Annotated in this window: 24 protein-coding genes; 8 read left to right on the top strand and 16 right to left on the bottom strand. The window is 70.5% G+C overall.

Going from position 1 to position 26,872, the window contains the following annotated elements:
• Positions 1 to 183 precede the first annotated feature (183 nt).
• Positions 184 to 1,386, bottom strand: coding sequence for a polyhydroxyalkanoate depolymerase (locus tag QM699_RS09525; RefSeq protein ID WP_415010904.1), 1,203 nt, complete (start codon positions 1,384 to 1,386; stop codon positions 184 to 186).
• Between the two features lie 107 nt (positions 1,387 to 1,493).
• Here QM699_RS09525 and QM699_RS09520 point away from each other — a divergent pair, with 107 nt between their 5' ends.
• Positions 1,494 to 2,147, top strand: a complete 654-nt coding sequence (locus QM699_RS09520) for a glutathione S-transferase (protein ID WP_415010903.1) — start codon at positions 1,494 to 1,496, stop codon at positions 2,145 to 2,147.
• A 37-nt stretch (positions 2,148 to 2,184) separates the two neighbouring features.
• On the opposite strand, the gene QM699_RS09515 is transcribed toward QM699_RS09520, so the two are convergent.
• From QM699_RS09515 to QM699_RS09505, 3 genes are all read right to left on the bottom strand, one after another.
• A complete protein-coding gene (locus QM699_RS09515; RefSeq protein WP_415010902.1) occupies positions 2,185 to 2,943 on the bottom strand; it encodes a TerC family protein in 759 nt (252 codons plus the stop codon).
• A gap of 68 nt (positions 2,944 to 3,011) precedes the next feature.
• Positions 3,012 to 4,226, bottom strand: a complete 1,215-nt coding sequence (locus tag QM699_RS09510) for an NAD(P)/FAD-dependent oxidoreductase (protein WP_415010901.1) — start codon at positions 4,224 to 4,226, stop codon at positions 3,012 to 3,014.
• A 100-nt stretch (positions 4,227 to 4,326) separates the two neighbouring features.
• Positions 4,327 to 7,779, bottom strand: a complete 3,453-nt coding sequence (locus tag QM699_RS09505) for a pyruvate carboxylase (RefSeq protein ID WP_415010900.1) — start codon at positions 7,777 to 7,779, stop codon at positions 4,327 to 4,329.
• A 138-nt stretch (positions 7,780 to 7,917) separates the two neighbouring features.
• Here QM699_RS09505 and QM699_RS09500 point away from each other — a divergent pair, with 138 nt between their 5' ends.
• On the top strand, positions 7,918 to 8,235 hold the full coding sequence (locus QM699_RS09500; protein ID WP_415010899.1) for a hypothetical protein: 318 nt from the start codon (positions 7,918 to 7,920) through the stop codon (positions 8,233 to 8,235).
• Positions 8,236 to 8,279: 44 nt separating this feature from the next.
• Here the strand turns inward: QM699_RS09500 and QM699_RS09495 are convergent.
• The 8 genes from QM699_RS09495 to rimO all read right to left on the bottom strand — a co-directional run bounded on the left by QM699_RS09495 (position 8,280) and on the right by rimO (position 16,870).
• A protein-coding gene (locus tag QM699_RS09495; RefSeq protein WP_415009471.1) for an IS630 family transposase occupies positions 8,280 to 9,358 on the bottom strand; the annotation gives its coding sequence in 2 pieces (ribosomal slippage) (positions 8,280 to 8,851 and positions 8,851 to 9,358; 1,080 coding nt in all).
• A gap of 157 nt (positions 9,359 to 9,515) precedes the next feature.
• Complete coding sequence (locus tag QM699_RS09490) at positions 9,516 to 10,616, bottom strand: glycosyltransferase (protein ID WP_415010898.1); 1,101 nt, start codon at positions 10,614 to 10,616, stop codon at positions 9,516 to 9,518.
• Entirely contained in the window at positions 10,616 to 11,296 is a 681-nt protein-coding gene (locus QM699_RS09485) for a sugar transferase (RefSeq protein ID WP_415010897.1), read from the bottom strand. Before QM699_RS09485 ends, QM699_RS09490 begins: the two co-directional genes overlap by 1 nt.
• Before the next feature lie 150 nt (positions 11,297 to 11,446).
• A complete protein-coding gene (locus QM699_RS09480) occupies positions 11,447 to 12,235 on the bottom strand; it encodes a transporter substrate-binding domain-containing protein (RefSeq protein WP_415010896.1) in 789 nt (262 codons plus the stop codon).
• An 80-nt stretch (positions 12,236 to 12,315) separates the two neighbouring features.
• Complete coding sequence (locus tag QM699_RS09475; protein ID WP_415010895.1) at positions 12,316 to 12,849, bottom strand: hypothetical protein; 534 nt, start codon at positions 12,847 to 12,849, stop codon at positions 12,316 to 12,318.
• An 88-nt stretch (positions 12,850 to 12,937) separates the two neighbouring features.
• The gene (gene efp / locus QM699_RS09470) at positions 12,938 to 13,501 is read right to left on the bottom strand and encodes an elongation factor P (RefSeq protein WP_415010894.1); all 564 of its coding nucleotides are present in this window, start codon (positions 13,499 to 13,501) and stop codon (positions 12,938 to 12,940) included.
• Between the two features lie 144 nt (positions 13,502 to 13,645).
• Entirely contained in the window at positions 13,646 to 15,343 is a 1,698-nt protein-coding gene (locus QM699_RS09465) for a putative bifunctional diguanylate cyclase/phosphodiesterase (RefSeq protein WP_415010893.1), read from the bottom strand.
• A 141-nt stretch (positions 15,344 to 15,484) separates the two neighbouring features.
• Positions 15,485 to 16,870, bottom strand: coding sequence for a 30S ribosomal protein S12 methylthiotransferase RimO (gene rimO, locus QM699_RS09460; RefSeq protein WP_415010892.1), 1,386 nt, complete (start codon positions 16,868 to 16,870; stop codon positions 15,485 to 15,487).
• Between the two features lie 210 nt (positions 16,871 to 17,080).
• Between rimO and QM699_RS09455 the strand changes: the two genes are divergently transcribed.
• Entirely contained in the window at positions 17,081 to 17,272 is a 192-nt protein-coding gene (locus QM699_RS09455) for a hypothetical protein (RefSeq protein WP_415010891.1), read from the top strand.
• 53 nt (positions 17,273 to 17,325) lie between these two features.
• Positions 17,326 to 18,159 (top strand): calcium-binding protein, encoded by an 834-nt coding sequence (locus QM699_RS09450; protein ID WP_415010890.1) that lies wholly within the window; start codon positions 17,326 to 17,328, stop codon positions 18,157 to 18,159.
• A 31-nt stretch (positions 18,160 to 18,190) separates the two neighbouring features.
• On the opposite strand, the gene QM699_RS09445 is transcribed toward QM699_RS09450, so the two are convergent.
• A complete protein-coding gene (locus QM699_RS09445) occupies positions 18,191 to 18,580 on the bottom strand; it encodes a c-type cytochrome (protein ID WP_415010889.1) in 390 nt (129 codons plus the stop codon).
• 243 nt (positions 18,581 to 18,823) lie between these two features.
• Between QM699_RS09445 and QM699_RS09440 the strand changes: the two genes are divergently transcribed.
• From QM699_RS09440 to QM699_RS09425, 4 genes are all read left to right on the top strand, one after another.
• Positions 18,824 to 19,459 carry an outer membrane protein gene (locus QM699_RS09440; RefSeq protein ID WP_415010888.1) on the top strand — a complete coding sequence of 212 codons (636 nt, stop codon included), beginning with the start codon at positions 18,824 to 18,826 and terminating at the stop codon, positions 19,457 to 19,459.
• A 167-nt stretch (positions 19,460 to 19,626) separates the two neighbouring features.
• A complete protein-coding gene (locus QM699_RS09435; protein WP_415010887.1) occupies positions 19,627 to 20,292 on the top strand; it encodes an outer membrane protein in 666 nt (221 codons plus the stop codon).
• A 71-nt stretch (positions 20,293 to 20,363) separates the two neighbouring features.
• Positions 20,364 to 21,380, top strand: coding sequence for an XdhC family protein (locus QM699_RS09430; protein ID WP_415010886.1), 1,017 nt, complete (start codon positions 20,364 to 20,366; stop codon positions 21,378 to 21,380).
• A 3-nt stretch (positions 21,381 to 21,383) separates the two neighbouring features.
• On the top strand, positions 21,384 to 23,006 hold the full coding sequence (locus tag QM699_RS09425) for an NTP transferase domain-containing protein (RefSeq protein ID WP_415010885.1): 1,623 nt from the start codon (positions 21,384 to 21,386) through the stop codon (positions 23,004 to 23,006).
• Here QM699_RS09425 and QM699_RS09420 read toward each other — a convergent pair.
• The 3 genes from QM699_RS09420 to QM699_RS09410 form a co-directional block, all read right to left on the bottom strand.
• On the bottom strand, positions 22,994 to 23,608 hold the full coding sequence (locus tag QM699_RS09420) for a LolA family protein (protein WP_415010884.1): 615 nt from the start codon (positions 23,606 to 23,608) through the stop codon (positions 22,994 to 22,996). The genes QM699_RS09425 and QM699_RS09420 overlap by 13 nt on opposite strands.
• 68 nt (positions 23,609 to 23,676) lie before the next feature.
• On the bottom strand, positions 23,677 to 25,062 hold the full coding sequence (locus QM699_RS09415) for a sigma-54-dependent transcriptional regulator (protein ID WP_415010883.1): 1,386 nt from the start codon (positions 25,060 to 25,062) through the stop codon (positions 23,677 to 23,679).
• Positions 25,059 to 26,819, bottom strand: a complete 1,761-nt coding sequence (locus tag QM699_RS09410) for an ATP-binding protein (protein WP_415010882.1) — start codon at positions 26,817 to 26,819, stop codon at positions 25,059 to 25,061. The genes QM699_RS09415 and QM699_RS09410 overlap by 4 nt, the downstream gene beginning before the upstream one ends.
• Between the last annotated feature and the right edge of the window lie 53 nt (positions 26,820 to 26,872).

The raw sequence follows: 26,872 nt of genomic DNA, 5'->3' as shown, positions 1-26,872 counted from the left end.
GCGCTCAGCTCGCGGAATGCGGGCAGCGCGCGCAGCGGACATTTCTCGCACCGGATGCGTTCCCGCGACGACATCGCTTTCATTCCCCTGGCGGTCGTGCCGACCCCACGGAGCAATGCTCCGGTGTTTTCCGGCGTTCCACAAGGAGACTCTCGCGATGGCGCGCATGATGCGGGACGCGTCCTATTCCACCGACAGGATCATGTTGCGCACCACCGGATAGACCTCGGTTTCCCAGCGGCGGCCGTTGAACACGCCATAATGCCCGACGTTCGCCTGCAGATGGTGCCGGCGCAGGTGCGGGCGCAGCGAGCTGCACAATTCGTGCGCAGCCGAGGTCTGGCCCAGCGCGCAGATATCGTCCCGGCCGCCCTCGACGGTGAGCAGCGCGGTGTGCCGGATCGCCCCGGGATCGACCTTGCGGCCGCGGTAGGTAAAGCCGCCGCTGGCCAGCTCGGCCTTCTGGAAGATCCGCTCGATCGTCTCGAGATAAAATTCCTCGGTCAGGTCGAGCACGGCGAAATACTCGTCGTAGAACTCCTTGATCTTTTCCGCCTTCTCGACCTCGCCTTTCGCGAGATGGCTGTAGAGGCGGCGGTGCTGGTCGCGGTGGCGCTCCATGTTCATCTTCATGAACGCGGTCAGCTGCACGAAGCCCGGATAGACCCGGCGCCCGCCGCCGGCATAGCGCCGCGGCACCCGGCCGATCAGCCTCTGCTTGAACCACGACATCGGTTTGGAGCTGGCCAGCTCGTTCACCATCGTCGGGCTCTCGCGCACGTCGATCGGTCCCGCCATCAGCGTCATCGACAGGGGGGTCAGCGGGTGCTTGTCCTGCGACATGACCGCGACCGCCGCCAGCGCCTGCACGCATGGCTGGCAGACGGCGAGGATGTGGCCGCGCCGGCCCATCGCCTCGAGAAAGCGGATCAGATAGGCGATGTAGTCCTCGATCCCGAAGTCACCGGCCTCGACCGGCACGTCGCGGGCGTTCTTCCAGTCGGTGACATAGACGTCGTGGTCGCGCAGCAGGGTGGCGATGGTGCCGCGCAGCAGCGTCGCGAAATGCCCAGACAGCGGCGCGCAGACCAGAACCTTGGGCTGCGGCGTGTCGATGTCCTTGGCGAAGTGCAGCAGCTGGCCGAAGGGCAGGTCGAGGATCACCTCTTCCGTCACCGGCACGTCGCGGTTGCCGACCGGGACGGTCGCGATGTCGAAGCCGGGCCGGACGTGGCTGAGCTGGAACCGCGCGACCATCTCCATCGCCGCGCCGAACGGCCGACGCACCGGAAGGACCCCCGGGCCGAACACGTTCTGCGCCAGGCGCGCGGCCGAGCGCATCGGCGCCATGAGATCGTCCTGGGCCTGATAGGCCTGATAGAGCATCCGCCGAACCCCCATCACGACACGATTCCAAAAAACTAGTGCAATTCGTTTTGCAGTGCGAGAGGATTGTGTGCGGCGCAACGCACAGCAAGGAGTCGGCCTGCGGGATGGCACGAGCGACACTGACGATCTCCTCGAAGAACTATTCGTCCTGGTCCCTGCGGGGATGGCTGCTCTGCCGGATGGCCGGGCTCGATTTCGAGGAGAAGCCGGTCGACATGGGCGACCCGAACGCGCGGCAGGAGCTGCTGCTGCTGTCGCCCTCGGTGCTCGTGCCGCGGCTTTCGCACGACGGGAACGAGGTCTGGGACACGCTGGCGATCGCGGAGTACCTCCACGAGGTGAAGCCCGACGCCGGCCTGCTGCCGGCCGACCGTGGCGCGCGCGCACACTGCCGGTCGGTTTCCGGCGAGATCCACTCGGGGTTCTACAACCTGCGGTCGGCCCTGCCGATGAACCTCAAGGCCCGGCACGCCTCGTTCAAGATCTTCTCCGGCGCGCGGCCGGACGTGGAGCGGGTCCGCGCCATCTGGCGCGAGTGCCTGACGGCCTATGGCGGGCCGTTCCTGTTCGGCGAGCCGACGATGGCCGATGCCATGTACGCCCCGGTCTGTACCCGCTTCCGCACCTACGCCGTGCCGCTCGAGCCGGAGCTGCAGGCGTATTGCGACACCATCTTCGAGTGGCCGCTGCTGGCGGAGTGGACCGAAGGGGCGCTCGTCGAGGAAGACGAGATCGCCGAGCTGGAGGTGGAATTCTGAGACGCGGCGGCGGGGTTTTCCCCGCCGCCGCCGATCTTCAGTGCCCCTGCCGCTCGCCCTGCGGCGCGACGGCCGGGGAGGGGGAGCGCGTGAGCTTCCTGTTGCGCCAGAGGTTCAGGAACTCGACGATGCCGGAGAACAGCATCGCGGTGTAGATGAACGCCCGCTCGATGTGGAAGTGCAGGCCGTCCGCCACCAGCGCCATGCCCACCATGACGAGAAAGGCGAGTGCCAGCATCTTGGTCGACGGGTGCTGATGCACGAATTCCGCGATCGGGCCGGCGGCGATCATCATCACGATGATGGCGATGATGACGGCGGCGACCATCACCGGGATGTGGTCGGCGATGCCGACGGCGGTGATGACGCTGTCGAGCGAGAAGATCACGTCGAGCATCATGATCTGGATGATGATCGCGCGGAACGTCACGCCCTTGATCGCGTGCTCGGCTCCCTCGTGGCCCTCGACCTCGTTGAAGATCTCGGTCGTCGCCTTCCAGATCAGGAACAGGCCGCCGCCGAACAGGATCACGTCGCGCCAGCTGAGGCCGAACTCGCCGATCGTCATGAACGGCTGCGTCAGGCTGACGATCCAGCCGATCGACATGAGCAGCAGGATGCGCAGCACCAGCGCGCCGCTGAGGCCGATGACGCGCGCCTTGCGCCGCTGCTCCGCCGGCAGCTTCGAGGCGGCGATGGAGATGAAGATGATGTTGTCGACACCGAGGACGATCTCCAGGACCGTCAGGGTGGCGAAACTGATCCAGACGGCCGGATCGGACAGGAGCTCGAGCATCGGATTCCCTCGTTGTGGTCAGCCGCACATGGGATGCGACAGAATGTCGCGCAACTGCCCGGTTCCGTTCATTCGTCGCCGCCCGCGAAAAGCCGCGCATCCCGGTCCTCGCCGCCGCCGATTTCCGTCGTCACGATCTCGGCCGCCAGCCGCGAGAAGGTGATGCCGTTGCCGCCGTAGCCCATGACGGCGTGCATCCGCGGCTTTCGCGCGAGCCGCCGGATGATCGGCATCCCGGTCTCCGTCGAGCCGAAGGCGCCGGCCCACGCAAATTCCGGTGTCGGGTCGATCCCGGGCAACAGGCGGGCGAGCTTGCGCGCGATCGCCTCGGTCTTCTCCGGGATCAGCGCATCGCGCGCCTCCTCGTCGGTGAAGTCCTCGTCCTCGCCGCCGCAGATCAGCCGCCCGTCGTGGGTGGCGCGCAGGTAGAGATAGGGGTCCGACGCCTCCCACATGAACGCCGCGTGCGGCCAGATCGCCCGCGGCTGCGGCCGCGTGGCGATGGCCCAGGTCGAGATGACCCGGTGGTCTGCAGCGGGCACCGGGTCGGTCAGCTCGTAGCCGGTGGCGAGCACCACGTGGCCGGCGCGGATCACCGGCCCGCCGGCGGTCGCGACGTCCACCCCGTCGGCGGAGTGGGCGAACGCCGTCGCCTCCACCGGCGCATGCAGCCGCGCGCCCCGCGCCTGCGCCGCCAGCAACAGCCCCGCCGTCAGCTTGCGCGGGTCGAGCGCGAGATTTGCCGCGCTCTCGATCGCCGCCGCCCGCCGCACCCCATAGCCCTCGCGCAGGCCGCGCGCGTCGAGAAAGCGCGCGTCGATCCCCGCCGCCCGCCGCGCCGCCGCCTCCGCCGCCAGCCCCTCCGCATCGAGCACGTCGCCGGCCAGGTAGAGCGAGCGCCGGGTCGACAGCCGGCAGTCGATCCCGAGCGCCTCGATCCGCCCCATGAGATTGCCGACCGCCAGCCGCGAGCGGCGCCACGCCCGCTGTGCCGCGTCCTTGCCGATGCTGCGCACCAGCGTGGTCAACGGCGTGTCGAGCTCGAACTGCACCAGCGCCGTGGTGGCGGCGGTGGACCCGAGCATCGGCCCGCGCCGGTCGATCGCCATCACCGCGTGCCCGGCGTCGGTCAGCGCCTCGGCGATCATCGCGCCGGAGATGCCCATCCCGACCACCAGAACGTCCGTCCGCACATCGCGCGACAGCGGCGTCACCGGCACCTTCGGCGCGCGATAGGCGCTCCAGACCGGGCGGCCGGTCCTCAGGTCGAGCTGCCGGCTCATGCGATCGCTACGGCGACCCGGCGCGTGCCCATGCCCTGCCTCGACATCCTGAAAGCCCCCCGTTCCGGCAAGCTACGCCGGAACGGGAACCCGGGTTCCATCAGGCCGCGTCGATCTCCACCAGCAGGTCCTTCGCATCGACCTGCGAGCCCGGCGTCACGTGCACCGCCTTCACCGTGCCGGCCTTGTCGGCGTAGAGGCCGGTCTCCATCTTCATCGCCTCGATGGTCAGGAGCAGGTCGCCCGGCTGCACCGGCTGGCCCTCCTTCGCCGCCACGCTGGCGATGACGCCCGGCATCGGCGCCGCGACGTGGCCCGGATTGCCGCTGTCCGCCTTCGGCCGCTTCGGCGCGCTCGCCTGTGCCTTGCGGTTCGGCACGCGCACCATGCGCGGCTGGCCGTTCAGCTCGAAGAAGACGCGCACGTCGCCCTCCTCGTTGGTCTCGCCGACGGCCTGCAGCCGCACCTCGATGGTCTTGCCCGGGTCGATCTCGATCGACGCTTCCTGCCCCGGCTCCATGCCATAGAAATAGACCGGCGTCGGCAGCGTCCGCACCGGGCCGTATTCACGGTGACGGTTGAAATAGTCGGAGAACACCTTGGGATACATCAGGTATCCGTTGAAGTCCTCGTCGTCGATCGCCTCGCCCTCGCGGGTCAGCTTCTCCGCGTCGGCGCGGAGCTTGCCGAGATCGGCCGGCGCCATCACCGCGCCCGGCCGCTCCGTCGTCGCCGGCTCGCCCTTCAGGATCTTCTTCTGAAGCGGCGCGGGCCAGCCGCCCGGGGGCTGGCCGAGGTTGCCCTTCATCATGTCGACCACGCTGTCCGGGAACGCGACCTCGACGCCCGGATCCTCGACCTGCGACCGCGTCAGGTTCTGCGCCACCATCATCAGCGCCATGTCGCCGACGACCTTGGAGGAGGGCGTCACCTTCACGATGTCGCCGAACATGCGGTTCACCTCGGCGTACATGTGCGCCACCTCGTGCCAGCGCTCCTCCAGCCCCATCGAGCGGGCCTGCGCCTTGAGGTTGGTGAACTGGCCGCCCGGCATCTCGTGCAGGTAGACCTCGGACGCCGGCGCCTTCAGCCCGGCCTCGAACGCGGTGTACTGCGTGCGCACCGCCTCCCAGTAGTCCGAGAGCTGGCGGAGCGCCTCGATGTCGAGCCCGGTGTCGCGGTCGGTCCGCGCCAGCGCCTCGACGATCGACCCGAGGCAGGGCTGCGAGGTATTGCCCGAGAAGCTGTCCATCGCGGCATCGACCGCATCGACCCCGGCGGCGCTGGCCGCGAGGATGCTGGCTGCGGCCACGCCGCTGGTGTCGTGCGTGTGGAAGTGGACGGGCAGGCCCACCTCCTCCTTCAGCGTCTTGACGAGAGTATAGGCGGCCGGTGCCTTCAGCAGCCCGGCCATGTCCTTCAGCCCGAGCACGTGCGCGCCGGCGGCCTTCAGCTCCTTCGCCATGCTCACGTAGTACTTCAGATCGTACTTAGAGCGGGCGGGGTCGTTGAGATCGCCGGTGTAGCAGATCGCCGCCTCGCAGATCTTGCCGGACTCGACCACCGCATCCATCGCCACGCGCATGTTCTCGACCCAGTTCAGCGAGTCGAAGACCCGGAACACGTCGACGCCCGACTTCGCCGCCTGCGCGACGAAGGTCTGCACCACGTTGTCGGGATAGTTGGTGTAGCCGACGCCGTTCGACGCGCGCAGCAGCATCTGCGTCATCAGGTTCGGCATGGCCGCCCGCAGGTCGCGCAGCCGCTGCCACGGACACTCCTGCAGGAAGCGATAGGCCACGTCGAAGGTGGCCCCGCCCCAGCACTCGACGGAGAAGAGCTGCGGCAGCATCTCGGCATAGGCCGGCGCCACCTTCACCATGTCGTAGGAGCGCATCCGCGTGGCGAGCAGGCTCTGGTGGCCGTCGCGCATCGTGGTGTCGGTGAGCAGCAGCCGCTTCTCGGCCAGCATCCAGTCGGCAACCGCCTGCGCGCCCTTCTCCTCGAGCAGCTGCCGCGTGCCCGGCGGCGGGGCGTCGTGGCTCGCCGCCGGCGGCTTTGGCGCCCGCGCCTCGGCCGGCGGCTTTGCGCGGCCGGCGGTCTCGGGATGGCCGTTCACCGTGATGTCGGCGATGTAGGTCAGGATCTTGGTCGCGCGGTCACGCCGCTGGCTGAAGTGGAACAGCTCGGGCGTCGTGTCGATGAACTTCGTCGTATACGTGTAGTTCAGGAACGTCGGGTGCTTCAGCAGGTTCTCGACGAAGGCGATGTTGGTCGAGACGCCGCGGATGCGGAACTCCCGCAGGGCCCGGTCGAGCCGCGCGATCGCCATCTCCGGCGTCGGCGCCCAGGCCGTCACCTTCTCCAGCAGCGAGTCGTAGTAGCGGGTGATGACCGCGCCGGAGTACGCCGTGCCGCCGTCGAGCCGGATGCCCATGCCCGTCGCGCCGCGATAGGCGGTGATCCGGCCATAGTCGGGGATGAAGTTGTTCTGCGGGTCCTCGGTGGTGATCCGGCACTGGATGGCGTGGCCGTTCAGCACGATGTCGGCCTGTGCCGCCATGCCGGTCGCCTCGGCCAGCGTCGCGCCCTCGGCGACGAGGATCTGCGCCCGCACGATGTCGATGCCCGTCACTTCCTCGGTAACGGTGTGCTCGACCTGCACCCGCGGGTTCACCTCGATGAAGTAGAACTCGCCCGAGTCGCGGTCCATCAGGAACTCGACCGTGCCGGCGCACTCGTAGTTTGCCGCCTGCGCGATCTTCAGGCCGAGCGCGCAGACATACTCGCGCTGCTCCTGAGTCAGGTACGGGGCCGGCGCCCGCTCCACGACCTTCTGGTTGCGCCGCTGCACCGAGCAGTCGCGCTCCCACAGGTGGTAGAGGTGCCCGTACTTGTCACCGAGGATCTGCACCTCGACGTGGCGGGCGTTGAGGATCATCTTCTCGAGATAACCCTCGCCGTTGCCGAAGGCGGCTTCGGCCTCGCGGCGGCCCTCCAGTACCTTCTCGGCCAGCTCGTCGGCCTTCATGATCGGCCGCATCCCGCGCCCGCCGCCGCCCCACGACGCCTTGAGCATGAAGGGATAGCCAACGGCGTCGGCCATCCGCCGCACCTCGTCCATGTCGTCCGGCAGGACCTCGGTCGCCGGGATCACCGGCACGCCCGCCTTGATCGCCACCTTCCGCGCGCTCGCCTTGTCGCCGAGCATCCGCATCGTCTCGGCCTTCGGGCCGATGAAGGTGATGCCGGCCTCGGTGCAGGCGTCGACGAACTCCGGGTTCTCCGACAGGAGGCCGTAGCCGGGATGGATCGCGTCGGCGCCGCACATCTTCGCCACCCGGATGATCTCCGGGATCGAGAGATAGGCCGCGACGGGCCCCAGTCCCTCGCCGATGCGATAGGCCTCGTCGGCCTTGAAGCGGTGCAGGCTGAGCTTGTCCTCCTCCGCGAACACCGCGACAGTGCGCTTGCCCATCTCGTTTGCCGCGCGCATGACCCGGATGGCGATCTCACCGCGGTTGGCGACCAAAATCTTCTTGAAGCTTGTCATTGGCTCGGAGCTCGCTGGAGGAGGGCTGACCGTAAAGTGTTAAGATGGTCTTTGCTGCAACGCAACGCTGTCGCTGCGGCCGCGTCGCCCGGGCGCGCGGGACTGGACGAGCGGGCCCGGCGATCGCACATCCTCTCCATGCGCCACGTCCTCGCCCTTGCCGCCGTGCTGCTCCTGTCGCTGCCCGCGTCCGGCGCTGACACGATGACCTGTCGCCCGGACGCGCTCGGCACCGTCAGCTGTCCCGCTGACGGCGTTCGGCCCCGCCCGCGCCCGATCTACCGCGCGCCGGTCCAGGCCCTTGACCGGGTGGAGGCCGAGGCCGCGGGTCGCAGCCGGCCCGACGCCTTCGTGCCCGCGCGCGAGACCCGCCGCCTTGGCGGTACGATGATCCTCGAGCGGGGGCTCTCCGGTCCCTGCCGCCCGGACATGCTCGGCAATCTGAACTGCCGGTAGCGCGCGATGCGGCCGTCGATCACGACGTACTGATACCACCGGCCTTATGGATTGACCTTCGCCCACTCCCTTGATGCGATCGATGCGATGACTGCTGGCTGTGTCGCGAAGCGGTTCCATGCGTCGCAGCAGGCATCGACGATGGCGTCGTAGTCGTCGAAGACGCTGATCGCGAGCCAGTTGGCGCGGAGGTATTGCCAGACGTTCTCGACGGGGTTCAGTTCGGGACTGTAGGGCGGCAGCACGAGGAGGGAGATGTTGTCGGGGACGACGAGGCCGCCTCCGCCGTGCCAGCCGGCACCGTCGAGGACGAGCACGGCGTGGGTGCCGGGCGCGACGGCGCCGGCGATCTCGGCGAGGTGGGCGTTCATCGCGGGGGTGTCGGCGAAGGGCATGACGAGGCCCGCCGCCACGCCGCGATCCGGGCAGACCGCGCCGAAGATGTAGGCCCACTGGAAGCGGGTGTCGCGCGGCGCCCTTGGCCGGGTGCCACGCTTCGCCCAGATGCGGGTGAGCGTGCCCTGCTGGCCGACCCTTGCCTCGTCCTGGAACCAGATCTCCAGCGGCTTGCCCCGTGCCGCCTCGGGCAGCGCCGCGGCTACCGCGTCGGGGAAGCTTTTTTAAACCCCTCCTGGGCTTCGGGATCGGTCTTCGGATGCCGCGGACGAACCGACAGGCGCCGGTAGCCGAGCGCCGCCAGATACTTGCCCACCGTCCGCTCGTGCACCTCCACCCCGAACCGCTCCGCGATCCGTCGCCCGAGATCCTGCCGCCGCCACCGCACCACCCCGTCCCCCACTGGAACGGGCGCCGGGTCGGGACCCGCCTCCACCCAGGAGGCGAACTCGGCCATCTGCGCCGGCGACAGCCGTCGCGGCTGCGCCCCGCCCCGATGGTTCGAGAGCCCCGCCAGCCCCTCGGCATTGTAGCGGTGCACCCAGTCCCGCAGCGTCTGCCGGTCCATCCCGCAGGTCTCCGCCGCGGTCTGCCGATCGACCCCCTCCAGTACCAGCGCGATCGCCAGCATCCGCCGCGCCGCCTTCGCATCCCGGCTCCTGACAGCCGCGCGCCTCAGCTCCGCCGCCGTCAGCTCCCTTCTTGTCACCTGCACCGCCGCTGACATCCCCAGCCTCCTCCTGCCTCGACCGCAGTGAGTCAGAGATCAGCCGAATTGGGAATCCCAAGAGAGTCAGAAAGCGCGGCCGGTGGTATGAAACTCCAGATGACGTAAAATCAGATTGCTCGGCGACGAAGCCCGGAGACGGTGCGCGTTGAGGAAGTCACGCCACCGCCTGCAGCTGTCGCTCTCCCAGCGCCTCGCGGAAGTAGCCGCGCAGCTCCGACAAAAAGCGTCCCCGGCCGAAACTCTCCGCATGCGCGCGGATTGCTCGCGGATCGAGCCGCGCCTCGATCAGCTCGAAGCGCTGCACCGCGTGGACCAGCGCCTCGACGGTCTGTCCCTCGAAGAGGATGCCCGTCACGCCCGGCGCCACCGTCTCGAGCGCCCCGCCGCGGCCGCAGGCGATCACCGGCCGGCCCGAGGCCATGGCTTCCAGCGGCACGATCCCGAAGTCCTCGACCCCGGGATAGACCAGCGCCCGGCAGCGGGCCATCCAGTCGGCAACCTCGGCATCGCCCACGGGTCCGAGGAAATGCACGTTCGGACCGGCCAGCGCCCGGAGCCGGTCGCTCACGCCCTCGCCGATCACCACCAGCGGCAGGCCCAGCCGGGTGAACGCCTCGACGGCGATATCAATCTTCTTGTACGGCGTGATCTGCCCGGCGCAGAGGAACGCCTCGCCCGGCGTGCCGATCGCGAACCGCCCGAGGTCGACCGGCGGGTGGATCACCGTCGCGTCCCGGCGATAGTACTTCTCGATCCGTTGCGCCACGAAGGCCGAGTTCGCGATGAAGTGGTCGACCCGCGCTGCCGTCGTCACGTCCCACTGCCGCAGACGCGGCCCGGCGAGCCGCAGCGCCGTGCCGGCCAGCCACCCCGCCTCGCGCTGGTACTCCGGCGCCAGATCCCAGATGTAGCGCATCGGCGAATGGCAGTAGCAGACATGCAGCGCATCCGGCCGGGGAATGATCCCCTTCGCCGGCCCGGCCTCGCTCGACACCACCAGATCGTAGGCCGACAGGTCGAACGACTCGAGCGCCTGCGGCATCAGCGGCAGCATCTTCTGATAGTGCCGCCGCCCGCCGATCCGTTGCAGGAACGAGGTCTCGATCCGGTGCCGGCCGATCGTCTCCGATATCGCGCTCCGGTCCAGCACCAGCGTGAAGATATCCGCGTCGGGAAAAAGCTCGCACAGCGCCTCGAGCACCTTTTCGCCGCCGCGCATCCCGACGAGCCAGTAGTGGACCAGCGCGACCCGCATCAGCAGGCGCCCCGCTGCTCGAACGGCACCGCGAGGGTGCGCACCAGGATCGCGGCATCGCGGCGCAGGCTCGGGCCGCGGGCATAGCCGACGTCGAGCCGCACGCGGGAGGCATAGCTCGCCTCGCTGCGCCCGCCCACCTGCCACGGCCCGGTCAGCCCGGGCCGGACCGCCAGATACCAGTCCACGTGCGCGCCGTAGTGGCCAAGCTCGTCGCTCACCACCGGCCGCGGGCCCACCAGGCTCATGTCGCCCGCCAGCACGTTCCAGAACTGCGGCAGCTCGTCGAGGCTGCTGCGCCGCAGGAACCGGCCGATCCGCCCGAGGATCCGCGGATCCGTCCTGAGCTTGCGGGTCTCGGCCCACTCCCGCGCCGCCGCGGGCGACGTGGCCAGCAGCGCCGCCAGCCGCGCGTCCGCATCCGGCGCCATGGTCCTGAGCTTCCAGCAGCGGAACCGCCGCCCCCCGCGACCGACGCGCTCGTGTCCGTAGAACGGATCCACGCCGTGGCAGAGCCAGAGCGCCGTCGCCAATACCGGCAGCACCACCGCGAGGACTGCGACGAAGCCGAGGCTGACCGCGATGTCGATTGCCCGCTTCAGCGGCGCCCGGACACTCTGCGACAGCAGGCCGGCGGCCGGTTTCGCCACGGGGTCCAGGTCGTCGGCAATCGCAATCATCGCAAACTCTCCTCAAAACTGACGAAACAGCGCGGCATTCTGCGGCCAGGATAGTCCGCGCTATTTGAAGCAACGAGGAGGTTAAATGTCGATGAACGACCATAAAAGGTTAATGAAGTTAATACGTTAATTGGATATTTCTGCAGCCTGTCACTCGGCTGTTTCGCGCTCGACGAACCAGGTCTGATCCAGTCCTTTTAACGTTCCATCGGCCTTCAGCGCCGCGATCGCCGCGTTGAACGGCGCCACAAGGTCGGATCCCTTGGGAAAGATAAATCCGAAGTCCTCGGTGCCGAGCGCGTCGCCGACGATCTTCAGGCGGTCGGGATGGGCGAGGACATAGCCGTGACCGGCGGCCGAATTGGTCAGAACCATGTCGATGGTCCCGGCCTCCAGCGCCGTCAGGCTGTCCGAGAAGGTCTCGTAGAGCTTGATCCGGCGGTTCGCCTCGTTGCCGTCCAGCAGGTCGTAGACCACGACATAGAATGCCGTCGTCCCGGCCTGGCTGCCGACGAGGGCGTCCGGGGTCTGCACGAAACCGGCGGCATCGGAGAACCGCGTCTCGTCGGCGCGCACCAGCATCACCATCTCCGAACGCATGTAGGGATCGGAGAAATCCACCTTGTCGCGCCGGTCGTCGCGGATGGTGATGCCGTCCATCCCCACGTCGACCTGACCGGCGGCGACGGCCGGAATCATGCTGTCCCACGGCAGCGTCCGAAAGCTCACCTCGAGGTCGAGCCGCTTCGCGATGGCGGCGAGCGCGTCGTATTCCCAGCCGACCGCCTTGCCGGAGTGGTCGATGAACTGCAGCGGCGGATAGGCGTTCTCGCTCGCCACCACCACCTTGCGCCCGCCGAGGTCGGGCAGATCGGCGGCGGCCGCGGGCAGGGTCGCGCAGGACAGGGCCAGGAGGAGAGTGGCGAAAAGGCAGCGCATGGAGATAGCCTCGGGTCGGATCTGCAACTGGCGGCTGAGAGCCGGGCTCACCATGGGTGAACCGCGTCCGGGCGGCAAGGTCAGGGCGTCTCGATCGGCCAGCACTCTTCGTAGAACGAGCAGTAGCGGCCGGTCACGGCGAAGCGCCGGTAGAGTCGGTCAGCGGGCCGTCGCCGCCCGTGTCCGGGCGCCCGGGCGCGGGCTCGCTCCGGTAGAGCACCAGTTCGTCGCCGGCCCGCACGACGCGCTCGGGTCGACTGCACGAAGCAGGTGGCGTCGAAATCCTGCGGCGCGCGCCCGAGCGCCGCGCTGACCGCATCGCAGGCCGCGAGATCCGCGAGGCGCTTCGGGTCGCCGTCGACGGTGATCGCCACGGCGCGCAGGATGGCAGGCCCGAGACCGACGTTGACCACCGAGACCTCGAACGTCTCGCTGCGGGTGTCCTGCTCGATGCGCCATTCCAGCCGCGGCTGGACGCTGAGCCGCGCGTGTCGCCGGGTGGTCATGGCCTGGAACACCGTCAGGCCGATGGCGCAGAGCGAGACGATGATCGGCAGCCAGAGCCGGACCACCTCGGCGAGCAGCTTCCCCCCCGGCGTCTCGTCGTCCTGCACCCGTCGCGCCCCGTCGCTGCCGCCCCTCCGGCCGCAGGAAGGGTGACATGCGGGACAGGGGGCCGCAACGGGCCGGAGCGCGCCCGGATCAGGCGCGCTCGACGTACTCCATCGTCTCGGTCGAGACGATCACCGCCTCGCCCTCGCCGACGAAGGGCGGGATCATGATGCGCACGCCGTTGTCGAGGATCGCGGGCTTGAAGCTGTTGGCCGCCGTCTGGCCCTTCACCGCCGGCTCGGTCTCGACGATGGTGCAGGTCACCTTGTCGGGCAGCTGGGCGTTCAGCGCCTCGTCCTCGTAGTATTCCACCAGGATCGTCATGCCATCCTGCAGGAACGGCCGGCGCTCGCCGAAGATGTCGGCGGGGATCGTCACCTGCTCGAACGTCTCGGCATCCATGAAGTGCAGGAGCCCGTCGGACTCGTAGAGGAACTGCTGGTCCTTCTGGTCGAGGCGGACGCGCTCCACCTTGTCCGCCGAGCGGAACCGCTCGTTGAGCTTGCGGTTGTCGCGGATGTTCTTCATCTCGACCTGAGCAAAGGCGCCGCCCTTGCCGGGCTTCACGTGCGCGACCTTGACCGCGACCCAGAGGCCGCCGTCGTGCTCGAGGATGTAGCCGGGGCGAATTTCGTTGCCGTTGATCTTGGGCATCGGGAGGGGTTCCGTCGTGTGCAGGATTGGCGGGTGCTATAGGGGCGGGATGCGCCGCTGGCAAGCGGGGCGAATTTCGGCGGCATTGCGGCGCAGAACCTTCGGTTCACCGCCGAACGCCCCCGGCGGGCGATCCGAAGCGCGTCAGGAGGCGGAAGCGTGCGATGCCGGCGCCGCGAGGGCCGGCGGATCGACGGTCGGCGCCCCCATGGCATAGCCCTGGGCGTGGGTGAAGCCGGCCCGGCGCACCAGCGACAGGTGCTCGTCCCGCTCGACGCCCTCTGCGGTGACGGCGATCCCCTGGGCGCGGGCGAGCGAGATGATCGCGCGGATCAGTTCGGCGGTCGCCGGGTTGCCGAGGTCCTGGACGAAGGACTTGTCGAGCTTGATGCGGTGGTGCGGCAGCCGGGCGAGGTAGGCAAGCGCGCTGTAGCCGGTGCCGAAGTCGTCGAGGGCGATGCGGATTCCGCGGTTGATGAGCGCGCGAAGCTGCCCCGTGGTGTCGGGGTTGTCGCGCATGAGCACCGTCTCGGTGATCTCGAGCTCGAGCCGCTCGGGCGGAAAGCCGGTGTCGGCCAGCGCGCTGTCGACGTCGGCGAGGAAGCCGCTCTGGTGGAACTGCAACGGCGAGATGTTGACCGACAGCGTGGTCGACGCGGGCCAGTCCGCCGCGCGGGCCAGTGCCGCGCGCAAGGCCCAGCGGCCGAGCGGCAGGATGAGGCCGGTCGCCTCGGCCATCGGGATGAAGGACAGCGGCTGCAACTCGCCCCGCGTCGGATGGCGCCAGCGGATCAGCGCCTCGGCGCCGCTGACCGATCCATCCGTCAGGTCCACATAGGGCTGATAGACGAGATAGAGTTCGCCCCGTTCCGCCGCGTGGGCGAGATCGAGCTCGAGCCGGCTCTTGTCGAGCGACAGCGCCGCCTCGGTCGGCTCGTGGACGACGCAGCGCTCCCGGCCCTCCGACTTGGCGCGGCGCAGCGCGCTCTCCGCCTGCCCGAGCAGGGCCGTGGCGCTGCGGGGGCCGTGCGCACCCGTGACCATGCCGATGCGCGCCTGGATCGCCAGCGTGCGCCCGCGCAGCACCAGTGGCTCGGACACCGCCCCGAGCAGCGCGTGGGCGAGCGCCTGCAGCCCGTCGGGAGGACGCTGAGCAACGATCGCGAAGCGATCTCCCTCGAGGCGGACCAGCCGGTCGTCGGGGCCGATCGCCTGTTGCAGGCGCGAGCCCGTGACCGCGAGCACCGCATCGCCCGCCGTCGCCCCGAGGGCGTCGTTGACCGACCGGAAGCGGTCGATGTCGAGGATCATCACTGTCAGGGCCAGGGCGCCGCCGGCCTGGCGCAGCGCGGTCTCGACCAGGCGGTGCGCCTGTGCGCGCGAGCGCACCGGACTGCGGACGGGAGACGGGCCGAGGTCGGCGTCGGAAGCCCGGGCGGTGGGGAGGAGGGGATCCGGTGGTGGGGGGACGAGGGCCCCCGCGAGCGTCGCCGCGTCGATCAGGCGGCGACCGAGCTTCGAGCCGAGGCGGCGGCGGCGGGCATCCGCGACAAGAAGGTAGCCCGCGGTTTCCCGGGGCGAGCGCAGGATCGGCACCAGCGCGGCGAAATCGCATGAGAGGCCGAAGGCCGAGGGCTCGACAAGCGAGGGGGCCGCGGTCGGCGGTGGCAACGGCGGGGCATTCACCGGATCGACCGCGCTCAGCGCGCGAAGTTCCGGAGTGGCGGCAACCAGTTCCGCGCCGGAGCGCCCCGCAAGGAAGATCCCCGCCGCACGCAGGTCGGCGTCCCCGAGGAGGCGGAACAGGGCATCCGCGAACTGATTGCAGTCAAACTTCGTCATCGCGGCTCGCGTCTTCCGGATGGGCGCGTCTCTCAGTTTGGAATACAACCTATGGGAGCACAGAACAAGCGCGACCTGCGCCTCAACAACGCCAAGTTGAGTCCTGTGGCCGGCTGCGGCTCCGGCTCCGGCACCGGGAGGTCAGCCCGCCACGCGCCCCCACAGGTCGTAGGCGTCGCTTTCCTCGACCTCGACCGGCACGATGTCTCCGGGCTTGAGCCGCTCGAATCCCTCGTCGATGTAGAGGTGGCCGTCGATCTCCGGCGCGTCGCCTCTGGTCCGGCACGTCGCCGCCTCGTCGTCCACCTCGTCGACGATCACCTCGATCCGGCTGCCGACACGGGTGGCGAGCTTCTCGGCGCTGATCGCCGCAGCGGTCTCCATGAAGCGCTGCCAGCGATCTTCCTTCACGTCCTCCGGCACCTGGTCGGGCAGCGCGTTCGCCCGGGCGCCGGCGACGTTCTCGAAGCGGAAACAGCCGACCCGGTCCAGCCGCGCCTCGCCGAGCCAGTCGAGCAGATGCTGGAACTCCGCCTCGGTCTCGCCGGGATAGCCGACGATGAAGGTCGAGCGCAGGGTGATCTCCGGGCAGTCGGCCCGCCAGCGGGCGATCTCGTCGAGGGTCCGGGCGCTCGCCGCCGGCCGGGCCATCCGCCGCAGCACGTCCGGGTGCGAGTGCTGGAACGGGATGTCGAGATAGGGCAGCACGCCCCCCTCGCCCATCAGCGGGATCAGCTCGCGCACATGCGGATACGGATAGACGTAATGCAGCCGGACCCAGGCGCCGAGCTGCCCCAGCTCGCGGGCGAGATCGGTGATGTGGGAGCGGACCTCGCGGCCCTGCCACGGATGCGCGTCGTGGCGGCGGTCGACGCCGTAGGCCGAGGTGTCCTGGCTGATGACCAGCAGCTCGCGCACGCCCGCCGCCACCAGCTTCTCCGCCTCGCGCAGCACCGCATTCACCGGGCGCGAGACCAGACGGCCGCGCATGTCGGGGATGATGCAGAACTTGCACTTGTGGTTACAGCCCTCGGAAATCTTGAGGTAACTGTAGTGCCGCGGCGTCAGGTGGACCGCCGAGGCCGGCAGCAGGTCGACGAACGGATCGGGTGCGGGCGGTACGGCGGCGTGCACCGCGTCGAGCACCGCCTCGTACTGGTGCGGCCCGGTGACGGCGAGCACCGTCGGATGCGCGCCGCGGATCAGGTGCTCCTCCGCGCCGAGGCAGCCGGTGACGATGACCCGGCCGTTGTCGGCCAGCGCCTCGCCGATGGCCTCGAGGCTCTCGGCGCGGGCCGAATCGAGAAAGCCGCAGGTGTTGACGATCACCGCGTCGGCGCCGGCATAGTCGGGCGAGATCGCATACCCCTCGGCGCGCAGGCGCGTGAGGATGCGCTCGCTGTCGACCAGCGCCTTGGGGCAGCCGAGGCTGACCATGCCGACGCGCGGCTGGCCGGGGCGGGCGGCGGCGTCGAAACGGGGCGCGGGCGCCCGGTCGGGGCGCAGGTCGGGCGGATTGAGGCTCATGGCCGGCCGTCCTACACGCGCCGCCCGTGTCGGGCAAGCGGCGTGCGTCCCCGAGACCCGCCCGCGACGGCGCCTGACGGCGTTGCCGCGACGTGGTAGTCTCGGCCGGAGGGGTGGAACGACGACCTGCCGGGTGATGCGCCCGCACGTGGACCTCGCCTGGCATGCCGACGCTCTTCCGCCCCCCGTGCATTGGGGAGGAAGGGAAAGATGGCGACATTCACCGGAACGGATTTCAGCGAGACGATCACGCCGGGCACAGTGTCCGCCAGTGTGACAGCCGATCCCGACGGTGCCCGGCCGAGCGACCTCAGCGATGTGATCCACGGCCTCGGCGGCAACGACACCATTGACGGCGGCGGCGGCTACGACTCGCTCTTGGCGGCACGGGCGCGGATGTGATGGAGGCGCGGTGGGGCGCCGGATCATTCTACGGGCTGGGCGGAGACGACACGATGTCCGGCGGTGATGGGCACCTGACGCTCGCCGGCGGTGTCGGCAACGATGTGTATCGCATTACCAACGATGCCAACATCATCGAGGCAGCGGGCGAGGGGCAGGATACCGTCGAGATCAATTTCTATCACTACAGCTACTATGATAATGTCTATGTCATGGCCGATAACGTCGAAACGATGAACATTTTCGACATGCGGGAACAGTTTTACGACTACAATACCCAGACCGTGGTATATTCGTATCAGAGCAGCGTTGTTACCGGCACCGCCCTCGCCAACCTCATCGCCGGCGGCGAGGGATCGAACGAGATCCACGGGGCCGGTGGTGTCGACACGATCCTCGGCGGCACGGGCGACGACTTGCTCGATGGTGGCGCGGGGAAGGACGTGTTCGACGGTGGCGATGGCCGCGACATGGTGCTCTGCACCTCGAACACCACGCCGGTGCGGGTCGATCTCGCCGCGGCGCAGGCGAGCTTCCCGGGTCAGGGTTGGGCGACCGAGCGTTTCGCCTCGATCGAGAACGCGGCAACGGGGTCGGGCGCCGACACGCTCGCGGGCGGCGATGGCGCCGCGGCGTTCGAGGGGGCGGGAGCGGCGCTCGGCGACCGGATTGATGTGTCTGCAATCGACGCCGACGCGACGTTGGCCGGCAACCAGACGTTCGTCCGGGGCGGCACCGGCCGCGGTCATGTCTGGGCGGTCAACTCCGCCGGCATCACCGTGATCCGGGGCAACACCGACGGCGACGCTGCGATCGAGTTCGAGCTTGCGATCGCCGACGGCGCGGTGGCCGCCGCCAGCTATGCGGCGGCGGACTTCATCCTGTGACGCGCGCCCGCGCGAGCAGGCGGCGCAGGCGTCAGGAGCAGCACTTGGACTGGATGTAGGCGATCACGGCCTTGCGGTCATCCTCGTTCTTCAGGCCGGGGAACGCCATCTTGTTGCCCGGCACGTCGGCCTTCGGATCGGCGAGGTAGGTGTCGAGGGTGTCGGGCCCCCAGACGATGCCGCTCTCGCCGGCCTTCACCATGGCGGGCGAGTACTTGAAGCCTTCCTCGGTGCCCGCGGTGCGGCCGATGAGGCCGTTGAGCGACGGACCGACCCGGTCCTTCGCGCCCTCGCCCACGGCGTGGCAGGCGGCACACTTCTTGAAGACCTTTTCGCCCGCGGCGACGAGGTCGTCCTGAGCCAGCGCCGGCAGGGCGACGAGGCCGGCGAGGGCCGTGGCGAGCAGGGTCCGGATGAGCATTGCGGGCTTTCCTTGGCTGGCGTTCCCTCCGTCCGGCAGATGCCGGCCGTGCGGACGACAGCATACCGGGTCCGCGCGCCCCGCCACAATGGGTCCCGGATCGGCATTTGGTCGCATTCGGGCCCGCGCGGCCGCCCTTCGACGGCGCGCGATCACATCCCGTCGACTTCCCGGGGTCGTGTCTTCCGTCCGCGCCCGACAGGCCTATGTTCAGGCGCGTCATCGATTGAAGGGGTATCCACGATGTCACGTGCAGCACTCATCATCGGCGCGGCCGCCACGGCGGCGCTGGTGGCCGGAGCCGGCGCGTCGAGCGCCCAGGACGTCTATCTCAAGGGCTTCGGCGGCTGGACCATCCCGCAGAACAACGACTTCCAGTTGAACGACAAGACGCTCGGCACCAGCAGCAGCTCCGGCCTCGACTACGACAGCGGCTATGTGCTCGGTGCTGCGATCGGCTACCACCTGAACCCGCACACGGCGCTGGAATTCGAGTACGCCTATCGCAACTCCGACGCGACGCTGAAGAACAGCGGCGGGGCGGATGGCGAGGTGCAGTCGAACGCCTACATGGCGAACGCGATCTACACCTTCAACGGCATCGGCCCGAACGGCGCGTTCAAGCCCTACATCGGCGCCGGCATCGGCGCGGCCGACCAGAAGTACAATCCCACCGGCTTCGGCAGCCTCGATGGCGACTACAACTTCGCCTACCAGTTCATCACCGGCGTCGGCTACGACATCACCCCGAGATGGACGCTGAACGGCGAGGTCCGCTACTTCGGCATCACCGACCAGACGCTCGAGAACAACGACTTCGGCTTCAAGAATTCCTACGGCACCGTCGACGCCATCGTCGGCGCCACCTACCACTTCTGACGGCCCGTCGGGTGCCGGCCCCCGTCGCGGGAGGGCCGGCACTCGCGGGAAGCGTGGCATGGGGAACGCAGCCGCCGGCAAATCGCCAGGTCCGGCGCAGGCAGGGGCATCGGGCGGTGGCCGACCGGCGTAGGATCGGCGGGTCATCGAGCCCCGGGAGGTCCGCCATGTCGTCCGCATTCCGCTCCAGCATCGGCCTCGCGGCTGTCGCCGCCGCCGGCGTCGTCCTCGCCGGCACCGGCTTCGCGGCGGCGCAGGGCCTCGGCAACAGCCGCGCCTACGTCAAGGTCTTCGGCGGCGTCACCCTCCCGCAGGACGACGGCTTCACGCTAGTCTACACCACGATCGACCCGGCCTCGAGCGGCCTCGACTACGACTCGGGCTACGTCTTCGGCATCGCCGGCGGCTACAACGTCGCGCCGAACGTGGCGATCGAACTCGAATTCAGCTATCGCGCGGCGGACGCAGACCTCACCACCAGCGCCACCGACAGCGCCTCCGGCGGGACCACGGTCAACGCCTACATGGCGAACGCGGTCTATACCTTCCCGCCGATCGACGCCGCCGGCGCGGTCAGGCCGTTCGTCGGCGTCGGCCTCGGAGCCGCCGACTTCAAATATGACCCGGACGGCGGCGGCCGGCTCGGCGGCGACTTCAAGTTCGCCTATCAGGCGATCGCCGGCATCGGGTACCAGATGAACGAGAGCTGGACGCTGTCCGGCGAGGTCCGCTTCCTCGGGGCCAGCGAGAACGACGTGTCGAGCGCGACGGCAAGCTTCAAGACCACCTACCAGACCTTCGACGCGCTGGTCGGCGCGACCTACCGCTTCTGAACCTGCCGCGCGCTCTTGAGGGCGGCGGCGGCTTCAGGGATGATCCGCGCCGCCGCAAGGGGAGGCGCGCCATGCCCGCAGGACACGACCAGATACCCGAGGCCGCGCTCGCCTGGGCGCGGGCGGGCAAGGGCGTCGCCCTCGCCACCGTCATCGAGACCTGGGGCTCCGCGCCCCGGCCGCGCGGATCGCAGCTCGCCATCTCGGGCGAGGCGGAGATGGCGGGCTCGGTCTCCGGCGGCTGCGTCGAGGGCGCCGTCGTCGCCGAGGCGCTGGAGGCGCTGGCCGACGGCCGGCCGCGGCTGCTCGACTATGGCGTGAGCGACGACGCGGCGTTCGCCGTCGGCCTCGCCTGTGGCGGGCGTATCCGGGTGATGGTCGAGCCGGTCGGCACGGGGCAGGGGCCCGACCTCGGGCTCCTCGCCGATCTCGTCGCCGCCCGCGCCGCGCGACAGCCGGCGGTCTACGCGGTCCGTCCCGCCGCCACCCCCGCCGACTGGCAACGCAGGCTGGTGCTCGGGCCCGGCGATCCGCTCTGGCCCGAGGCCGAGGCCGCGCTCTTCGCCGATCGGGCGGATTTCGCCGGCGACTGGTTCCTCGGCACGCACAACCCGCCGCTCCGCATGGCGGTGGTCGGCGCCGTCCACATCGCCCAGGCGCTGGTGCCGATGGCGACGCTCGCCGGCTACGACGTGACCGTCATCGACCCGCGCGACGCGTTTGCCAGCGCGGACCGCTTTCCCGGGGTGAACCTTTCCCACGACTGGCCCGACGCCGCGCTCGCCGAGGTGGGCCTCGACCCGCGCGTCGCCGTGGTGACGCTGACCCACGATCCGAAGCTCGACGATCCGGCCGTCGAGACGGCGCTGCGCGCGCCGGTCTTCTATCTCGGCTGCCTCGGCTCGCCGCGCACCCACGCGAAGCGGGTCGAGCGGTTCACGGCCAAGGGCTTCCGTCCGGAGGAGATCGCCCGGATCCACGCGCCGATCGGCGCCGACATCGGCGCGAAGTCGCCCGCCGAGATCGCCGTCTCGATCCTCGCCCAGGTGACGGAACGGCTGCGCCGTCCCGAAACGCGGCGGCGCTAGGCCATGCGCTTCGGCCCGGTGCCGCTCTCCGATGCGGTCGGCGCGGTGCTCGCGCATGGGCTCGCCGCGGGCGGGATCCGGCTGAAGAAGGGGCGCGTCCTCGGCCCGGCCGATCTCGCGGCGCTGGCCGCGGCGGGGGTGGAAACGGTGACGGTCGCCCGGCTCGACCCGGGCGACGTCGGCGAGGACGCCGCCGCCGAGGCGATCGCCGCCGCGTTGCTGCGCGAGGGGGCCGGGCTGTCGGTCTCGGCGCCGTTCACCGGGCGGGTGAACCTCTTCGCCACCACCGCCGGCGTCCTCCGGGTGGACCGCACCGCGGTCGACGGGCTGAACGCGCTCGATCCGGCCATCACGCTCGCCAGCCTGCCGGCCTTCGCCCGGGTCGCGCCGCGGCAGATGGTGGCGACGGTCAAGGTCATTCCCTACGCCGTCGCCGGCGAGACGGTGCGGCTCGCGGTGCGCCGGCTGCTGCAATCGGCCGGCGTCCTGCGCCTGCACCCGTTCCGGCCGCAGCGGGTGTCGCTGATCCTGACGCAGACGCCGGGGATGAAGCCGAGCCTGCTCGACAAGGGCGCGCAGGTGGTCGCGGACCGGCTTGCCGCGCTCGGCCAGCGGCTCGACCCGCCCGTCACCGTCGCGCACGAGACGGCGGCGGTCGCGGCGGCCATTGCGGCCGCGGCGGGCGAGATCGTGCTCGTCCTCGGCGCATCGGCAACCTCGGACGTGGGCGACGTCTGCCCGGCGGGCCTGGTCGCGGCGGGCGGCGAGCTGGTGCGCTTCGGGATGCCGGTCGATCCCGGCAACCTGCTCATTCTCGGCCGGCAGGGCGGCCGCCCGGTGCTCGGGCTGCCCGGCTGCGCCCGCTCGCCGGCGCTGAACGGTGCCGACTGGGTGCTCGAGCGGCTGGCGGCCGGCCTCGACGTCACGGGCGCCGATCTCGCCGGGATGGGCGTCGGCGGCCTGCTGAAGGAAATCCCCGCCCGGCCGCAGCCCCGTGCCGGCCGCGCGGTGCCGGCCGGACGCCCGCGGGTCGCGGCGCTGGTCCTCGCTGCGGGGGCGGGGCGGCGGATGCGCGGGGCCGACAAGCTGCTCGAGCCCGTCGCCGGCGAGCCGGTGCTCGCGCGCGTCGCCCGGGCGGCGCGGCAGAGCCAGGCCGACGAGACGGTGGTCGTCCTGCCGCCCGGCGCGACCGGCCGGCGGGACGCGGTGGCGGGCCTCGGCGTCGAGGTCGTCGAGGCCCCCGACTGCGCCGAGGGGATGGCCGCCTCGCTGCGCGCCGGCCTCGCCGCGGTGCAGGCGCGCGCCGACGCGGTGGTGGTGCTGCTCGCCGACATGCCGGAGGTCGGGCCGCGCGCCATCGACCGGCTGATCGCGGCCTTCGACCCGGAGGAGGGGCGCGAGCTTTGCCGCGCGGTCAGCGCCGACGGCACGCCGGGCCATCCGGTCCTGTTCGGCCGCCGCTTCTTCGAGACCCTCGCCGCGCTGACCGGCGACCGCGGCGCGCGCGAGGTGATCCGCGACGCGGCCGAGTTCGTGACCGAGGTGGCGACCGAAGGGCAGGGGGCGGTGGTCGATCTCGACACGCCCGAGGACTGGGCGGCCTGGCGGGCGGCTCAGCGCCGGTAGGCCGTTGCCGCCAGCTCGATGTTGAAGAGGCTCCGGTCCTGTGTCGCGCCCGGTTTCAGGCTGGTCAGGTCCACCCGGGTCCGCGCCCCGGTCTGGGTGGTGATCTCCCAGCTGGTGAGCGCGACGGGATCGTTCGAGAAGCGCATCACCATCTGGCCCGCCTTGGGGTTCTGCGGATCGACCACGGTGATCTGCGTCCCGCTGGCGTCCCGCGTCGCGCCCTGCACCAGCCCCGGCTCCGACAGGCTGATCCGGTCGCGTAGCAGCAGGCCGAGCGGCGTGGAGTTGAGCGGATAGCGCGTCGGGTTGCGGTTCGACTTCGGATCGAACACGCCGACCCAGCTGCCGTCCGCGATCACCATGGCGCCCGCCGGGCTGTCATACTCGAAGCGGATCCGCCCGGGCTTTGCCAGGTAGAACGTCCCCGTCTGCACCGAACCGTTCGGATTGGTCTGCCGGAACGTGCCCTGCGCCGAGCGCAGCCCGGTGAGATAGGCGTTGATCGCGCCGGCGTCGACCTGCTGCGCCATCGCCACGGGCGGCAGCGCCAGCAGCAGCGCGAGAAACGGCAGGAGAGCGGCGAGGAGGGTGCGTCGGGTCATGGTCCGCCTCGTATAGCCCGGCCGCGGTCCCGTTGCACGCGCCCGCGGCCTCACATCGGCGTCAGCTTTCATTCCCCGTCTCCGCCCCCGCCCCCGTCCCCGCCATACTCCGCGCGCACGATGCCGTGCCGCTTCAGCTTGTCGTAGAACGTCTTGCGCGGCACGCCGAGCGCCTCGACCGTCGCCCGCACGTCGCCCTGGTGCCGGGCCAGCGCCTCGCGGATGACGCCCGCCTCGAAGCGGTCGACCAGCTCGGGCAGGGTGCCCGCCGGCTCCTCCCCGACCGTCGCGGCGCCGGCGTCCGCCTCCAGCCCCAGCGCCACCCGGTCGGCATAGTGCATCAGCTCGCGCACGTTGCCGGGCCAGTCGTGCCGTTCGAGATGCTGGCGGATCGCCGGGGTCAGCGCCGGCACCGGCCGGCCGAACCGCTCCGCCGCGCGCCGGGCGAACAGCGCGAAGAGCAGCGGTGCATCGGCCTTGCGCTCGCGCAGCGGCGGAATGCGCAGCGTCACCACGTTCAGCCGATAGTAGAGATCGGCTCGAAAATCCCCCCGCGCCGCCGGGTCGCCCAGGTCGACCTTGGTGGCGGCCACCACCCGCAGGTCCAGCCGCCGCCGCTCGTTGGTGCCGAGCGGCTCCACCTCGCGCGTCTCCAGCACGCGCAGGAGCTTGACCTGGATCGCCGGCGGGCAGGACTCGATCTCGTCGAGGAACAGCGTGCCGCCGCTCGCGTGCTCGATCCGCCCGACGCGCCGCTTCGCCGCCCCGGTGAAGGCGCCGGCCTCGTGCCCGAACAGCTCGCTCTCGAGCACCGTCTCGGGCAGCGCGCCGCAGTTCAGCGCCACGAAGTTGCCGCTCCGCCCGCTCCAGCGGTGCAGCAGCGCCGCGACGACCTCCTTGCCCGAGCCGGTCTCGCCCAGCACCAGCACGTCGACCGCCGCATCCGCCACCTGCCGGATCGTGTCGCGCAGCCGTGCCAAGGCCGGGGTCTCGCCGACCAGCGGCCCGTCGTCGCGCACCCCCGCCGCCGCCTCGCGCAGCCGGCGGTTTTCGAGCACCAGCCGCCGCTTCTCGGCCGCCCGCGCCACCGTGCCGGCCAGCCGCGCCGCGTCGAAGGGCTTGGCGATGAAGTCGTAGACCCCATCCTTCACCGCCTTCACCGCCACATCCACATCCGCGTGGCCGGTGACGAGGATGACCGGAATCTCCGGGTCGATCGCCCGGACCCGCTCGAACAGCTCGAGCCCGCTCATCCCCGGCATGCGGATGTCCGAGACGACGGGTCCGGGGAAGTCCGTCGCCAGCGCCGCCAGCGCCGCCGCGCCGCCCTCGAACGCCTGCACCGCGAAGCCGGCGAGCTTCAGCATCTGCGCCGTCGCCCGCCGCAGGTCCGGGTCGTCGTCGACGAAGACCACCGGGCCACCCGCCCCGCTCATGACACCCGCCCCGCTCACGCCGCCGCCTCGCTCACGCCGTCGGCCGGCTCCGCCCGCGGCAGCTCCAGCACGAAGCAGGCGCCCGGGCCCTCGCCGGGCTCGAACCCGAGGCTGCCACCGAACTCGCGCGCGAGATCGGCCGAAATCACCAGGCCGAGGCCCAGCCCGGTCTCCTTCGTGGTGCTGAACGGCATGAACAGTGTCTCGCGCATCTTCGGATCGAGGCCGGGGCCGTTGTCCTGCACCCGGATCGTCACCCGGCTCCCCGCCGCGATCACCGACACGGCGATCACCGGGTCCGGCCGCCCGCGCAGCGCGTCGAGGGCGTTCGACAGCAGGTTGACGAGGATCTGCTCCAGCCGGATTTGTCCGGCGACGACCGCGAGCCCGGGCTGCGGCGGGCCGCGGTCGATCCGCACGCCCGCATCGCGGATCCGCCCGGCAAGCAGTGCCAGCGCCCCGGCGATCGCCAGGTCGACCTCCACCGGCCCGACCGGGGCCACGCCGCGACGGGCAAAGCCGCGCAGCATCCGGGTGATCGCGCCGATCCGTTCGGTGACGCGCACGATCGCCCCGAGGTTCTCCCGCGTCTCGCCGCTCTCGCCCGCGTCGAGCAGTTGCTGGCCCGACTCGGCATAGGTGCGGATCGCGGCGACCGGCTGGTTGATCTCGTGCGCCACGCCCGCGGTGATCTGCCCGAGGATCGACAGCCGGTTTGCCTGCGCCAGCTCCTCCCGCGCGCGACGCACGCGGGTCTCGGCGTTCTCGCGCTCGGCGATCTCCTCCGCCACCCGCCGTTCCAGTTCGGTGTTCATCACCCCGAGCGCCCGGGCGAAGCGCTGCCGTCGCTGCAGCCAGACCAGCCCCGCCCCGGCGAGCAGGCTGGCAAGCAGCGCGGTCAGCCCGCCCGTCCGCGCCGCCGAGGCCAGCGCCGACTCCGCCGGCAGGAAGAGCGCGATGCGCCAGCCGGGCGCCGCCGGACCGACCGGCGCCGCCGCGCCGGCATAGTGCGCGGGACCGCCGCTGCCGGGCCGGTCGACGCGATAGAGCCCGTCTGGCTGCGCGGCGATCGGGATGGGCAGCCGATCGCCGGGGCTTGCGTCGGGCACGACGCCGAAGCGCCAGTCCGGCTCGGTGGTGGCCACCACCGTCCCCGCCGCGTCGTTCGCCACCACGACCAGCCCGCCCGCCCGCCAGCGGGCCTCGAGTTCGTCGAGTTCGACCTTCACCACCACGACGCCGAGCGGCCCCAGCACGCTCTCGACCCGCCGCGTCAGATAGAGACCGGGGCGGTGGCTGACCGTGCCGAGCGCGTACTGCATCGCCGTGCCGTCGGCCATCGCGCGGGTGAAGTACTCGCGGAAGGCATAGCCGGAGCCGACGAAGCTCTCGGGCTGGTCGGCATTGGAGGCGGCGATCGCCACGCCGTCGCGATCGACCAGATAGATCACCGACGCCCCCGCGGCAGTGGCGATGGCGTCGAGCTTGGCGTCGAGCCGACGCTCGGCCGCGTCGGTCGTTCCGGCGAGCAGCGCAATGACCTCGGGGTCGCGCGAGAGCACGAGCGGGATCAGCCGCTGTTTCTCGATCACCCCGGTCAGCGCCGCCGTCGCCAGCGGCAGCGCCGCCGCGGCGCGATCCGTCAGGTCGACCGCCGCGCGGGAGCGCGCCATCCGCCCGGCGGCGATGACGAGCGCCAGCACCACCGCGAGCCCGACCATCATCGCCAGGGTCCGGCGTGACCATGTCCGATCCGCCTTCGCTCGCCTCGACATCTCCGCCTCCCGCCGTTGGGCAAAGCCTAGTGCGGAAGTTCGCACGGCACCAG

The organism is Amaricoccus sp. (genome assembly GCF_047602525.1).
In the GTDB taxonomy this organism is placed as follows: Bacteria; Pseudomonadota; Alphaproteobacteria; order Rhodobacterales; family Rhodobacteraceae; genus Amaricoccus.
The sequence above is the reverse complement of the archived record's forward strand: the minus strand, read 5'-3'. Positions and strand labels throughout refer to the sequence as shown.